Here is a 13,785-nt window from a genome sequence, read left to right on the forward strand (position 1 = left end):
ATCGCGGCCATGCGGAAGCTCTGGGCGGAGTTCAAGGCGATCGCGATCGGCGGCACCGTCTTGGACCTGGCATTGGGCTTCATCATCGGCTCGGCGTTCGCCACGCTCGTGCAGTCGTTCGTGACGAACCTGTTCCTGCAGGTCGTCGCGTCCGTCGTGGGCGAGCCGGACTTCCAGAAGCTGCAGATCACGCTGCACCGCACCCCGATCAAGTACGGGGTGTTCCTCAACGACCTGCTGCAGTTCCTGCTGCTGGCGGTCGCCCTGTTCGTGATCATCAAGTTCATGACCTGGATCGGCGTGGAGCGCGGCCGGTCCCTCGACCAGCGGCAGTGCCCGTTCTGCTACGACCGGATCCCGGGCGCCGCGCTGATCTGCCGCTCCTGCGGCCAGCAGCTCGTCGAGGACCTGCCGACCCTCGCCGAGGCCGAGCACCTGCTCGACGAGCGGGAGGCGCGCCGCTGGCCGACGCTGCCCGTGCTGCCGCTGCCGCCGCTCGTGATCCCGCGCCGGCGCCCGCCGAGCGGCCCGCCGACGTCACCGACCCCGACGAATCCGACGAGCCCGGCGCCCACCCGCGACGAGACGCGCGCCGGTGCGCCCCCGACCGGCGAACCGTCCGGCGGCGCGCCCGCGCCCACCGAGCAGCCCACCGAGCCCACCGAGCAGCCCACGGAGCCCACCGGGCAGCCCACCGGTGCCGGTGAGGACGAGACCGCCGCCGGGGCTACCGCCAGCGGGGACGGGACCCCGGGCGGGCGCTCTGCCGCCAGCGCGACACCGGCGCCGGAGCCGCCGCCGGCGCGCCGGCCCGCCGGCTGAGCAACACGCCGACGATCGCCGCGACCTCCTCGGCCGTCGGCGTGCCGCGGACGACCTTGAACAGCGGTTCCTCGGCCACCGTGACTCCCTGAAAGTGTGCGAAACGTTGCCGTCCTGCGAGCATACGCATGCATCGGCGGCGCATACTCAAGCGGAACGGGAGTCGATGGCGAGTTTGGGGGGCGCATTGACAAACGTCCCATTCCGGGTGGCTTCGACGCTCGGCGTCGGCGTGCTGCTCGCGATGCTGCTGCCGGCGGCGCCCGCCGGGGCCCGCGAGGGCGAGCAGCCGGCGTCCGTCTCCGCCTCACTGCGCTACCGGATCACGTTCGTGGCGCGCTCCTGCGACTCGTACGCCGACGTCATGGCCAACCGCGTCCGCGACGACCGGATCGAGGCCGCGTCGGCGCCGGGCCGGGGCAGCGCCTACAAGGACGGCCAGGCGGTCGACCCGGCGATCGAGGCGGCCAACGGCACCGGCTGCACGGCGCTGCCCGGCTGGCACTTCTCGCTGGGGCCCGGCCAGGAGAAGAAGGGCGCGCTGTCGACGGTGACCACGCCCGCCGTGGACTCGGGTGAGACCGCCGCCCAGGTGCCGCTGCTCGACGCGACCGGGCGCAGGACCGACAAGCTGATCGACGGCGCGGTCACCCTGCAGCTGTCGCCGGAGCAGGCGAGCGCGGCCACCCACCGGCAGCTGTGGGTGCAGGGCGGCACGCCCGGCGACCCGCTGCTGGCCGGCACCCGGCCCGGGTACGGCTTCGGCGTCCTGCGCTGCGCCGCCGACGGCCACGCCGGTGGCAACGTGCAGTGGCTCGGCTTCCCGGCCGGCGTGCGGCACGTGTTCTGCTACGCGTACTACGTGAAGGACGCCCAGGTCCCGGGCACGCTCGTGGTGAAGGCCCGCACCGCGACGCCGGTCGGCTACCCGCAGCGCTTCGCCTTCGACGCCAGCGCCAGCTACGCCGCCGACCAGAAGATCTATGCCGACCCGGGCGTCGACGCGACCCTGGTGCGCAGCTCCGGCGGGGCACCGGGCACGGTCGTGTCCCGCACCCCGGCCGGCTGGACGCTGAGCGACCTGAGCTGCGTGAAGAGCGGCGCCGGGCGCAGCCTCACCACCACCGACGTGCCGTCCGGCACGGCCACCGTGACCCTCGCCGCCGGTGAGGTCGTCACCTGCACGTTCACGTACACCCCGCCGGCGTCGCCGCCCGGGCTGACGCTGCGGCTGTTCGGCGACGCGCCCGGCGGCGCGTTCAACCTGTCGGTCTCCTCCGGCGGCGGCGCCGACCCGCCGCGCCTGCTGCAGGCCGCGCCGGCCGGCGACGGCTCCGCGGTCGTCGCGACCGGCGCCGACCTGTCCACGCTGCTGCCGGGCGCGTACCCGGTGACGCTGACCGCTCCGGCCGGCGAGGCCGCCGCGTGGAGCCTCACCGGGGCGGCCTGCGGCGGCACCGAGCTCAAACCCGAAGGGCTCTCCGTCACGGTCCTGGTGACCGCCGGCGCCCCCACCGACTGCGCGCTGCGGGTCACCCGCAAGGGTGGCGCCATCCAGCTGCGGTCGGTGACCGTCGGCGGCATCGGCGCGGCGTCGTTCGTGGTCACGCCGCGCGGCCAGGGCGTGCCCGGCTGGTCCGGGGTGGCGACCACCACCGCCTTCGGCGAGGCCGCGACCGCCCAGGGCATGCCCGCCGCGCTGCCGCTCGGGGAGTACCTGGTGACGCCGCTGCCGCCACTGGCCACCGTCGACGGCAGCTGGCGGCTCAGCTCGTTCGCCTGCGACCCGGGCGAGTCGCAGGACGTGCCCAACCTCGGCGCCGACGTCGTGCCGCTCACCGCCGCCGAGCCGGCCGCGAAGTGCACCGCGACCTACCTGTTCGACGAGGCGCACCAGCTGCAGGCGGTGGTGCGGTTCGCGGGCAGCACCAGCGGCCGCGGTGGCCCGATCGTGCTCGACCTGGAGTGCACCGACGGCTCCACCGGCCGGGTCGTGCTGCCCGAGGACGACAACAGCGAGGCCACGCTGCCGGCCCCGCTGGGCTTCCTCGACCCGGCGCGGTGCACGGTGCAGCGCCCGTCGGCCCCGGTCTCGGGCGGGGCCACGGTCACCGTCGGCGCGACCCTCGACCCGGCGCCCGGCAACGCGCCGCTGGCCGTCCCGGGCGCCGTCGCCATCGGCGAGGACGCCGGCAAGGACGTCGACCTGTACACCGTGACCGTCACGGTGACCTTCACCGCCGACGACGCGGCACCGACCCAGCAGAAGGTGCTGGACACGTTCCGCATCCTCCCGGTGGCGCTGATCGGCGCCGGTCTGGTCGGTATCGGGCTGGTCATCCTGTTGGTCATGGTGCTGCGGTCCCGCACCGACTGACCGGAGTGACCTGAGCAGGATCCGGGCTGTCTGGAACGTGCGCCCGTTGGGTAGCGTCTGCGGTGATGACGCAGTCCAGATCCCTGATCGCCGAGCGCTACCGACTGATCGAGTCGCTCGGCGCCGGTGGCATGGGCCGGGTGTGGCTCGCCCGCGACGAGATGCTGCGCCGCGACGTCGCGATCAAGGAGGTCATCCCGCCCGAGGGGCTGACCCCCGAGGAGCGGGAGGAGCTGCGGCTGCGCACCCTGCGCGAGGCCCGCGCCGCGGCCCGGCTCAACGACGCCAACGTGGTGCGCATCTACGACGTCGTGCAGACCGAGCATGCACCGTGGATCGTGATGGAGTACGTGCCGTCGCGCTCGCTGCACCAGGTCATCACCGACGACGGCCCGCTGCCGCCGGAACGGGCCGCGCAGATCGGCCTCGCCGTGCTCAACGCGCTGAAGGCCGCGCACGCCGCCGGGGTGCTGCACCGCGACGTCAAACCCGGCAACGTGCTGCTCGCCGACACCGGCCGGGTCGTGCTCACCGACTTCGGGCTCGCCGTCTTCGAGGGCGGCGACGGTGCGGTCACCCGTCCGGGGCTGATCCTCGGCTCCCCGCAGTACATCTCGCCGGAGCGGGCCCGCGAGGGCACCTCCGGACCCGAGTCCGACCTGTGGTCGCTCGGCGCCACCCTGTACGCCGCCGTCGAGGGCCGCTCCCCGTACGCGCGCTCCACCACGTACGCGACGCTGACCGCCCTCGCGACGGAGGAACCCGACCCGCCGACCCGCGCCGGCGTGCTCAAGCCGGTGCTCAACGCGCTGCTGCGCAAGGACCCGCGGGCCCGCGCCGGCGTCGCCGAGACCGAGCGGCTGCTGCAGCGCGCCGCGGCCGGCGAGGGCCGGGTCTGGTCGTGGAGCCTGCCCCGGCCGCGCCGGTCCCGGGAGGGGCACCCGGGCGGGCCCCGTGTCCTGTCCGGCGGCCTCTCGCGCGGCGCGTCGTCGCGCGGCTCCTCGCAGCCGCTCGGCGGCGGCTCCCCGCAGCAGGACGCCCCGGTCAGCTCGCCGCCCGCAGGGCTGGAGGAGGTCAGCCCGGCACCGGCCGGCGCCGGCGCCCAGCGGTGGAACCAGGGGCCGTTCGCCGACGCCCCCGCCCAGATCGACTTCCCCGGCCAGGCCCGCGGCAGCGCGGCGGTGCCGGCCGACCCGCCCGGCGGCGCCGGCCTCGACGCCCGCACCGCGCGGCCGGACACGCCCGGGGAGGCGGCCGGCGACGACCGCGTCGGCACCGTCCCGCCCGGGCAGCACCGCGGCCGCTGGATCGCCGCCGTCCTCGTCGCCCTGGCCCTGCTCGCCGGGGCGATCGTCATGATCGTCGGCTCCGGCGACGACGGTCAGCAGGGTCGGCAGGGCCGGCAGCAGGGCGGGCCGTCCGGCGCGCAGGCCACCAACCTGCCGGCCGGGCCGGCGACGACCGGCGCGTCCGGTCCCGCCCCGAGCGAGTCGCCGCAGGTCCGGGGCACCATCGGCGGCACGGTCATGGACCTGCCGGCGGGCTTCCACTGGGAGACCGACGCCACGTACGGCTGGGCGGTCGCCGTGCCGAACGGCTGGGTCCGGTCGGTCAAGAAGCCCAGCTACCCGTCGATGATCTCCTTCACCGACCCGCTCGACGGGCGGTGGGAGATGGCGATCGACACGTCGTTCAACCCGCCGAAGGGCGACCCCGTCGACGACTGGCGCGGCCAGGAGCAGGCGCGGCTGCGCGACGGGCTCTACCCCGCCTACCAGCAGGTCAAGATCGTGCCGATCGACTTCCGCGACGGCTGGGCCTGCGCCGACTGGCAGTGGCGGTACACGGCGACGAACGGCCGCCTGCACATCTCCAACATGGGCTGCCGGGTCAACCCCGGCCGGGGCCACGCCATCTACTGGCAGACCCCGGACGCGTTGTGGGACGACTCCGCGACCGTCAACAAGTTCAACATCGTGAAGCTGTCGTTCCGGGTGACGGCCTGACGCACCGGCTAGAGCGGGATGTTGCCGTGCTTCTTCGGCGGCAGCGTCTCGCGCTTGGTCCGCAGCAGCCGCAGCGCCCGCACGATCTCCACCCGCGTGGTCGACGGCGCGATGACCCCGTCGATGTAGCCGCGCTCGGCCGCCACGTACGGGTTGGCCAGGGTGTCCTCGTACTCCTGGATCAGCTCGGCGCGCAGTGCCGCCGGGTCCTGCGCGTCGCGCAGCTCCTGCCGGTACAGGATGTTCACCGCGCCCTGCGCGCCCATGACCGCGATCTGGGCCGTCGGCCAGGCGAAGTTCAGGTCGGCGCCGAGGTGCTTGGAGCCCATGACGTCGTACGCGCCGCCGTACGCCTTGCGGGTGATGACGGTGACCTTGGGGACGGTGGCCTCGGCGTAGGCGTAGATGAGCTTCGCGCCGCGCCGGATGATGCCGTCCCACTCCTGGCTGGCGCCGGGCAGGAAGCCGGGCACGTCGACGAACGTGAGGATCGGGATGTTGAACGCGTCGCAGGTCCGCACGAACCGGGCCGCCTTCTCCGACGCGTCGATGTCCAGGCAGCCGGCGAAGTGCATCGGCTGGTTCGCCACGACACCGACCGGGTGGCCCTCGACCCGGCCGAAGCCGATCAGGATGTTCTGCGCGAACAGCGGCTGCACCTCGAGGAAGTCCTCGACGACCGACTCGATCACGGTGTGCATGTCGTACGGCTGGTTCGCCGAGTCCGGGATGACGGCGTCCAGCGCGAGGTCCTCGTCGGTCAGCTCGAGCGACGCGGGCAGCGGCACGACCGGCACGTCGTCCATGTTGTTCGACGGCAGGTACGACAGCAGCGCCTTCACGTACTCGATCGCGTCGTCCTCGTCGGAGGCCAGGTAGTGCGCGTTGCCGGACTTCGTGTTGTGCGTCCGCGCCCCGCCCAGCTCCTCGAACTCGACGTCCTCGCCGGTCACCGTCTTGATCACGTCGGGGCCGGTGATGAACATGTGCGAGGTCTGGTCGACCATCACGGTGAAGTCGGTGACGGCGGGGGAGTAGACCGCGCCGCCCGCGCACGGCCCCATGATCAGTGAGATCTGCGGGATGACGCCGGAGGCCCGTACGTTGCGGAAGAAGATCTCGCCGTAGAGCCCGAGCGAGACGACGCCCTCCTGGATGCGGGCGCCGCCGGAGTCGTTGATCCCGACGACCGGGCAGCCGATCTTCATCGCCAGGTCCATGACCTTGACGATCTTCTCGCCGAAGACCTCGCCGAGGCTGCCGCCGAAGATCGTGAAGTCCTGCGCGAAGACGCAGATCTGGCGGCCGTCGACGGTGCCGTACCCGGTGACGACGCCGTCGCCGTAGGGCCGGGTCCGCTCCAGGCCGAAGTTGGTGGACCGGTGCCGGGCCAGCTCGTCGAGCTCGACGAACGACCCGGGGTCGAGCAGCATGTCGATCCGCTCACGCGCGGTCTTCTTGCCCCTGGCGTGCTGTTTCTCCACCGCCCGGGCCGAGCCCGCGTGCACCGCCTCGTCGGTGCGCCGGCTCAGATCGGCCAGCTTCCCGGCGGTCGTGTGGATGTCCGCGCCGACACCAACCTGCTCAATGGTCACGTCGGGCATCGTAATGCGGTGGGGATACGGTCGACCTGTGAACATTTACACCGACCTGGAGCGTCCGCCGCTGCGGGCCGCCGCGCTGCGGCGCGCGCTGGTCGTGCCCGGCGGGCTCTGGACCGACCTGCGCGTGGTCGAGGAGACCGGCTCGACCAACGCCGATGCGGCCGCCGCCGCCCGGGCCGGCGCCGCCGAGGGGCTGGTGATCGTGGCCGAGCGGCAGACCGCGGGGCGGGGCCGGCTCGGCCGGCAGTGGCAGTCGCCGCCGCGCGCCGGGCTCGCGCTGAGCATCCTGCTGCGCCCGGCCGTGCCGTCGGCCCGCTGGGGCTGGCTGCCGCTGCTCACCGGGGTCGCGCTCGCCGAGGCGGTGCGCCGGGTGGCCCGCCTCGACGCGTACCTGAAGTGGCCCAACGACCTGTTGCTGCAGGGTGACCGCAAGACCGCCGGCATCCTCGCCGAGGGCGTCGGGGACGGTGCCGTGGTCGTCGGGATCGGCCTCAACACCACGCTGCGCGAGCATGAGCTGCCCCGCCCCGACGCGACGTCCCTCGCCCTCGCCGGGGCCGCCAGCGCCGACCGCGACCCGCTGCTGCGCGCCCTGCTGCGCGCCTTCGAGGAGGTGTACGGGCGGTGGCAGGCCGGCGACGAGGCGGGCCTGCGCGAGGCGTACCTCTTCCACTGCGGCACGATCGGGCGCCGGGTCCGGGTGGAGCTGCCCGGCGGGGCGACGCTGAGCGGGATCGCCACCGGCGTCGACACCGACGGCCGGCTGCAGGTCACCGACCCCGGCGGCCTGGTGCACGCGGTCGCCGCCGGGGACGTGGTGCACGTCCGGGCGGACGCCGGCCCAGAGACGACCGGGTAGGCCAATGTCGGGCGCGCGGGGAAGGGTCTAGCCTCACCTCGACATTCATGAACGAGGAGGTTGGCGTGGGGTTCCCGGAAAGCGTCCTGACCAAGGACGAGCAGGTGGTGCTGCACCTGCACCCCCACTGGAAGGCACTGTTCCTGCCGGTGCTCTGGTTCGTCCTCACCGCCGCCGCGATCGTGACCTTCGCCCTGCTGGCGGGCGTCGGCACGGTCGGCGTGCTCATCGCGGCCGGGATCGGCCTGGTGATCGTGCTCGTGGTCACCGTGTGGCCGTGGATCAAGTGGAAGACCACCCACTACGTCTTCACCAACGAGCGGGTGATCATGCGCAGCGGCGTGTTCTCCCGCAGCGGCCGGGACATCCCGCTGGGCCGGGTCAACGACGTGTCGTTCTCCCACTCGCTGTTCGAGCGGATGCTCGGCTGCGGCACGCTCACCATCGAGTCGGCCGGTGAGCGTGGCCAGGTCCAGCTGACCGACATCCCGCACGTGGAGAAGACCCAGAGCATGCTGTACGAGCTGGTCGACGCCGACCGGCAGAAGCACACCTTCGGCGACGACGACCGTCAGGCCCTCGTCGACGAGATCAAGAACGATCCGGTGTCCTGAGCGCCCGCACCGAGGGGCGCCTTCGCTGAGCCGGCCTTTCTGGCGCCGGCTCAGCGGTGGCCGGCTCAGCGGTGGCCGGCGGGGGACTCCAGCTCGTCGAGGGTCAGCTCGGCGTCGTCGTGCGGGTGACGCGGGCCGGGCGCGACCGCGATGTCGGTGAGCGCGACCTCCAGGGCCTCCACCTCGGCCTCCAGCTCGGCGTCCGCGATCGCCTGCGGGTCGTCGGACCCGACCGGCGGGGTGAACACGAACGTCCGGTACGCCCAGAAGCGGAACACCATGGCGATGCCGATGCCGAGCGCGCTGGCGATGTTGAAGGCCAGCCGGTCGTCGCTGTTGGTCTCGCTGAAGCCCAGCCCGTACTTGGCCACGGCCAGCACCGAGCTCTGGATCAGCAGGCCGATGCCGTTGAGCGCGAAGAACAGCGTGTATTCCCGCCGCATGCTGCGGCGGTCGCTGGCCTGGTAAGTCCACTGCCGGTTGAGGAAGTAGGACGCGGTCGTCGCGACCACCGCCGCGACGATCTTCGCCTTGAGCGGGCCGATCGACAGCAGCAGGTTGAGCACCGCGAAGTCGATGACGGTGTTGATGCCGCCGACCGCCAGGAACTTGAACAGTTCGGTGGCGAGCGAGCGGTGCCGCTCGGGGACGAACCGGTCGCGGAGGTTGCTGGCTAGGCGCACCGTGCAACCTTACGGTAGGTCGCCGACCGTCGCCCCGTGGACGCCGCACACTGCGGGGCAGCTCACCCGCATCTTGACCACTGTGCAACCAGGTCGTTACCTGCCGACAAGTTTCGGGCGGGTCAGGCCGGTTCGGCGCTCTTGCGGAAGACGATGTTGCGGTACGACCAGAAGCGGAACAGCGTTCCGAACGCCATGCCGACCACGTTGGCCGCGATGTTGTCGGCCAGCTTGCCCTGGAAGAACGGCCACACCGAGCCCAGCCCGTAGTGGCTCGCCCACAGGCAGGCCAGGCCGATGACCAGCCCGACGAGGTTGAACAGGAAGTACAGGGTGTACTCGCGGCGCAGGTTGGTCCGCTCCCGGTCGCGCCAGGTCCAGAACCGGTTGCCGATGAAGGCGACCGTCGCGGCGACCACGGTGGAGATCGTCTTGGCGACCAGCGTCGGCGTGCCGCTGAACAGCAGCACGTTGAACACGGCCACGTCGACCACGAAGGCGACGATCCCGACCGTGCCGAACTTGCCCAGCTCGCGGACCAGGTGCTCGAAGCGTGCGAACAGTCCGCGCAGGCCGCCCGGGCCTGACTGGGTCGCCACCGACTGCAGTTCTGTCACGTCGCAGAGGGTACGGCACCGGTGACCTCAGCGGGCACTCCGGCCACAGACCGCACGCTTTGCGCGTTGGTGCGCGGTTGACGAAAAGTTCACGCGCGATTCTGCGAACGGGTGCGAGATTCTTCGGCCCTTGTGCAGCGTTTCACAAGCTCTCACACTGCCCGGTCCCGGCGGCCGGTTTACGCTGAGGGAAATCGCTGAACGTTTCCACGGCCGCTCGCAGCATCGCGGCCGTGCTTCGCCATTCGCAAAACCAGGTCAACGCCGACCACAAGGAGATCCCCACCATGTCCGCACCGGTCACCGTCCCCGGTCTCGACCAGGCGCCCACCGCCCACCGCAGGCTCCTTGCGTGGGTTCGCGAGGTCGCCGAGCTCACCAGACCCGACCGCGTCGTCTGGTGCGACGGCTCCGAGGGGGAGTGGCGCCGCATCACCGACGAGCTGGTCGACAAACAGGTGCTGGTGCGGCTGCGGCAGAAGCCCAACTCGTTCTGGGCCCGCACCGACCCGTCGGACGTGGCCCGGGTCGAGGAGCGCACGTTCATCTGCTCCGCCGACGAGGCCGACGCCGGCCCGACGAACAACTGGATGGCCCCCGCCGAGATGAAGCGGGTGATGACCGAGCTGTACGACGGCTCGATGCGTGGCCGCACCATGTACGTGGTGCCGTTCTGCATGGGCCCGCTCACCGCCGAGCAGCCGATGTTCGGCGTCGAGCTGACCGACTCGCCGTACGTGGTGGCCTCCATGCGGATCATGACCCGGATGGGCGCCGACGTGCTGGACCGGATGGGCGCCGACGCGCCGTTCGTGCCCTGCCTGCACTCCGTCGGCGCGCCCCTGGCCCCCGGGCAGGAGGACGTCGCGTGGCCGTGCAGCGACGTCAAGTACATCTCCCACTTCCCGGACAGCCGCGAGATCTGGAGCTACGGGTCCGGCTACGGCGGCAACTCCCTGCTCGGCAAGAAGTGCTTCTCGCTGCGCATCGCCAGCGTCATGGGCCGCGACGAGGGCTGGCTCGCCGAGCACATGCTGATCCTGAAGCTGACCGGGCCGAGCGGGCAGGTGAAGTACGTCGCGGCCGCGTTCCCCAGCGCCTGCGGCAAGACCAACCTCGCCATGCTGGAGCCCACCATCCCCGGCTGGAAGGTCGAGACGCTCGGCGACGACATCGCCTGGATGCGCTTCGGCGAGGACGGCCGCCTGTACGCGGTCAACCCCGAGTTCGGCCTGTTCGGCGTCGCGCCCGGCACCGACTGGAAGACCAACCCCAACGCGATGCGGACCCTCGCCAAGGGCAACTCGATCTTCACCAACGTCGCCATGACCGACGACGGCGACATCTGGTGGGAGGGCATGGGCGAGCCGCCCGCGCACCTCGTCGACTGGAAGGGCCGCGACTGGACGCCGGAGTCCGGCGAGCCGTCGTCGCACCCGAACTCGCGCTTCTGCACCCCGATCGAGCAGTGCCCGATCCTCGCCGACGAGTACGCCGACCCGCGCGGCGTGCCGATCGACGCCATCCTCTTCGGCGGCCGCCGCAAGACCACGATCCCGCTGGTCACGGAGGCCCGCGACTGGGTGCACGGGGTGTACCTCGGCGCGACCCTGTCCAGCGAGACCACCGCCGCGGCCGCCGGGAAGGTCGGCGTGGTCCGCCGCGACCCGATGGCCATGCTGCCCTTCATCGGCTACCACGCCGGGGACTACTTCGCGCACTGGATCGCCATGGGCAAGGGCGCCTCCTCCGGCGCCGCCCAGCTGCCCCGGATCTTCTACGTCAACTGGTTCCGCCGCGGCGACGACGGCCGCTTCCTGTGGCCCGGCTTCGGTGAGAACGCCCGCGTGCTGAAGTGGGTCGTCGAGCGCATCGAAGGCACCGCCGCCGCGGTCGAGACCCCCATCGGCCGCGTGCCGGCGCCCGGCGCGCTGGACGTCTCCGGCCTGGACCTTCCGGCCGAGGACCTGGAGCTCGCGCTGCGGGTCGACGCGGCCGAATGGCGGGAGGAGATCCCCCAGGTGGTCGAATGGTTCGAGCGGTTCGGCGACAAACTGCCCGGCGTGCTCTGGGCCGAGCTCGACGCGTTGAAGGCCCGCCTCGACGCCGCATAGTGGCTGGTCGGCGGCCGGTCAGTCGGCAGATCGGCCGCCCACTCACCCGCCGTTCAGCACTGTCCGGTGCACGGCTGACGGTGTCGCTTTGCCCGGTAGGTCGCTACTCTTCTCGACCGTGGGCCTGCGTGACGTGGTGTATTCGTTGTACGAGAAGCGTCTCGCCCGACGGCTGCACGGCAAACCTCAGCCGCGACACGTCGGGGTCATCGTCGACGGCAACCGGCGGTGGGCGCGCGAGATGGGCTACGTCGACCCCAACGACGGCCACCGCGTCGGCGCCGAGCGGATCAAGGAGCTCCTGCGCTGGTGCGACGGCGCCACGGTCGCGCACGTCACGCTGTGGCTGCTGTCCACCGACAACCTCTCCCGCCCCTCCGCCGAGCTCGACCCGCTGCTGCAGATCATCGAGAACCTCGCCGCCGAGCTGGCCGCCGAGGGCAACCCCTGGCAGCTGCGCATGGTCGGCGCCCTGGACCTGCTGCCCACCGCCAGCGCCCAGGCCCTGAAGGCGGCCGAGGAGCGCACCGTCAACCGCACCGGCGGCGCCCAGGTCAGCCTCGCCGTCGGCTACGGCGGCCGGCGCGAGATCGCCGACGCGGTCCGCTCGCTGCTGCACGAGCACGCCAAGGCCGGCACCTCCATCGAGGAGCTCGCCGAGATCCTCGACGTCGACCACATCTCCGACCACCTCTACACCCGCGGCCTGCCCGACCCCGACCTGGTCATCCGCACCAGCGGCGAGCAGCGGCTGTCGGGCTTCCTGCTCTGGCAGAGCGCCCACTCCGAGTTCTACTTCTGCGACGTGCACTGGCCGAGCTTCCGCCGGGTGGACTTCCTGCGCGCCCTCCGCTCGTACGCCAACCGCCAACGCCGCTACGGGGCTTGAGCGGTACTTCCGCTGCGGCGGCCGGCGCCGCCGCCTCCGGGGGGTTCCCACCCCGCACCCCCATGCTCGCTGCGCTCGCACTGCCTGCGCCCGGTGGGCGCGGCCTGCCGCAGGTCTCGCCGCGATCGCTGTTTGAGCTGCACAGGGTGTGATCGAGGCGCTGGCAGGGCCGGTCGAGGCCAGAGCGCGCCGGTGGAAGGGCGACGGCGGTCAGGGGGCCTGGTCGAGCAGGGCGCGCAGCAGGGCGGGCACGTCCTCCGGGGCGTCGACGTGGATGTCGGCGGCCTCGATCAGGGCGTGGCCGCTCTCCGCGTTCGCCACCGCCACCCGGACCCCCACGAAGTCCGGATCGGCCTCCTCGCGCGCCGTCAGGGCATCGAACGCCCGCAGGTCGGCCACGTCGTCGCCGAAGTACCAGGCGCAGCTGTGGCCCTCGGTCTCCTCGCGCAGGACGCTGCCCTTGTCGCGCTGGCCCGGGGGCTTCAGCTCGACGACCATCCGGCCCGCCTGCACGCGCAGACCCAGGTCGCTGGCGCGCTGCTTGCCCCACTGCTCGACCTCGGCGGCCAGGTGCGGCGCGTTGCGGTAGTGCACGGCGACGGAGAGTCGCTTGTACTCCACCCTGGTGCCGGCCGGAAGCTCGGCCCGCGCCCGGTCGGCCAGATCGCTCATGACCTGGACGAAGGGCGCGGCGCTCGGGTCGGTCTCGACCAGGCCGCCGGGGCGCTGGACCTCCAGGCCGTACAGGCCGAAGACCGCCACGTCGGGCAGGGCCGCGAAGCGCTGGCGCAGGAAGTCGGCGGGGCGGGCGGACACGATGACCACCTTGCCGAGCCGGCGGTTCACCTCCGCGAGGACCTCGACGATGCCGGCCGCCGGGTGGACCGTGTCGGGGTCCTCCTGGATCGGGGCGAGGGTGCCGTCGAAGTCGAAGAAGAAGGCGCAGTGCCCGGCGCGCTCAGCGGTCAGCTGGAGGATGGCCGCGCGGGAGCGTGCTGTGTCTGGGGCCGCCATATTCTCAGCGTACTGAACATTTCGCATTCCGTGTGGATGGCAGGGGCGTACCTCACAAGCGGGGCAATCGACGACTCGATCTAGTGGATTTAGCGTGCACCGGTTAGCGTCTGTGCTGTGGCTTGGGGCTTTCCCGGCCATCCGAGGCCCGGACCGAGCGATCACTGTGAAGCCACGGGGCCAAGC

Annotated in this window: 12 protein-coding genes; 7 read left to right on the forward strand and 5 right to left on the reverse strand. The window is 72.3% G+C overall.

The features are described 5' to 3' along the window. Positions 1-9 precede the first annotated feature (9 nt). Complete coding sequence (gene mscL, locus OP18_RS52185; RefSeq protein WP_052386433.1) at positions 10-822, forward strand: large conductance mechanosensitive channel protein MscL; 813 nt, start codon at positions 10-12, stop codon at positions 820-822. Here the strand turns inward: mscL and OP18_RS54915 are convergent. Then, positions 728-946 (reverse strand): acyl-CoA carboxylase subunit epsilon, encoded by a 219-nt coding sequence (locus OP18_RS54915; protein WP_081970589.1) that lies wholly within the window; start codon positions 944-946, stop codon positions 728-730. The genes mscL and OP18_RS54915 overlap by 95 nt on opposite strands. 84 nt (positions 947-1,030) lie before the next feature. Between OP18_RS54915 and OP18_RS09230 the strand changes: the two genes are divergently transcribed. Further along, complete coding sequence (locus OP18_RS09230; protein ID WP_033358365.1) at positions 1,031-3,199, forward strand: prealbumin-like fold domain-containing protein; 2,169 nt, start codon at positions 1,031-1,033, stop codon at positions 3,197-3,199. Between the two features lie 65 nt (positions 3,200-3,264). Next, a complete protein-coding gene (locus tag OP18_RS09235) occupies positions 3,265-5,205 on the forward strand; it encodes a serine/threonine-protein kinase (protein WP_033358366.1) in 1,941 nt (646 codons plus the stop codon). Positions 5,206-5,213: 8 nt separating this feature from the next. On the opposite strand, the gene OP18_RS09240 is transcribed toward OP18_RS09235, so the two are convergent. Then, positions 5,214-6,809 carry an acyl-CoA carboxylase subunit beta gene (locus OP18_RS09240; RefSeq protein ID WP_033358367.1) on the reverse strand — a complete coding sequence of 532 codons (1,596 nt, stop codon included), beginning with the start codon at positions 6,807-6,809 and terminating at the stop codon, positions 5,214-5,216. Positions 6,810-6,813: 4 nt separating this feature from the next. Between OP18_RS09240 and OP18_RS09245 the strand changes: the two genes are divergently transcribed. Together OP18_RS09245 and OP18_RS09250 are read left to right on the forward strand one after the other, a co-directional pair. Beyond that, on the forward strand, positions 6,814-7,668 hold the full coding sequence (locus OP18_RS09245) for a biotin--[acetyl-CoA-carboxylase] ligase (protein ID WP_033358368.1): 855 nt from the start codon (positions 6,814-6,816) through the stop codon (positions 7,666-7,668). A gap of 65 nt (positions 7,669-7,733) precedes the next feature. After that, positions 7,734-8,282, forward strand: a complete 549-nt coding sequence (locus tag OP18_RS09250) for a PH domain-containing protein (protein ID WP_033358369.1) — start codon at positions 7,734-7,736, stop codon at positions 8,280-8,282. Between the two features lie 65 nt (positions 8,283-8,347). On the opposite strand, the gene OP18_RS09255 is transcribed toward OP18_RS09250, so the two are convergent. Next, entirely contained in the window at positions 8,348-8,965 is a 618-nt protein-coding gene (locus tag OP18_RS09255) for a GtrA family protein (protein WP_052386434.1), read from the reverse strand. A 122-nt stretch (positions 8,966-9,087) separates the two neighbouring features. Continuing rightward, the gene (locus tag OP18_RS09260) at positions 9,088-9,582 is read right to left on the reverse strand and encodes a GtrA family protein (RefSeq protein ID WP_033358370.1); all 495 of its coding nucleotides are present in this window, start codon (positions 9,580-9,582) and stop codon (positions 9,088-9,090) included. Positions 9,583-9,869: 287 nt separating this feature from the next. Between OP18_RS09260 and OP18_RS09265 the strand changes: the two genes are divergently transcribed. Next, entirely contained in the window at positions 9,870-11,696 is a 1,827-nt protein-coding gene (locus tag OP18_RS09265) for a phosphoenolpyruvate carboxykinase (GTP) (RefSeq protein WP_033358610.1), read from the forward strand. A 118-nt stretch (positions 11,697-11,814) separates the two neighbouring features. After that, positions 11,815-12,585, forward strand: coding sequence for an isoprenyl transferase (locus tag OP18_RS09270; RefSeq protein WP_033358371.1), 771 nt, complete (start codon positions 11,815-11,817; stop codon positions 12,583-12,585). A gap of 210 nt (positions 12,586-12,795) precedes the next feature. On the opposite strand, the gene otsB is transcribed toward OP18_RS09270, so the two are convergent. Next, on the reverse strand, positions 12,796-13,599 hold the full coding sequence (otsB, locus tag OP18_RS09275; RefSeq protein ID WP_052386435.1) for a trehalose-phosphatase: 804 nt from the start codon (positions 13,597-13,599) through the stop codon (positions 12,796-12,798). Positions 13,600-13,785: the final 186 nt, after the last annotated feature.

This window comes from Dactylosporangium aurantiacum (assembly GCF_000716715.1).
Lineage (GTDB): Bacteria > Actinomycetota > Actinomycetes > Mycobacteriales > Micromonosporaceae > Dactylosporangium > Dactylosporangium aurantiacum.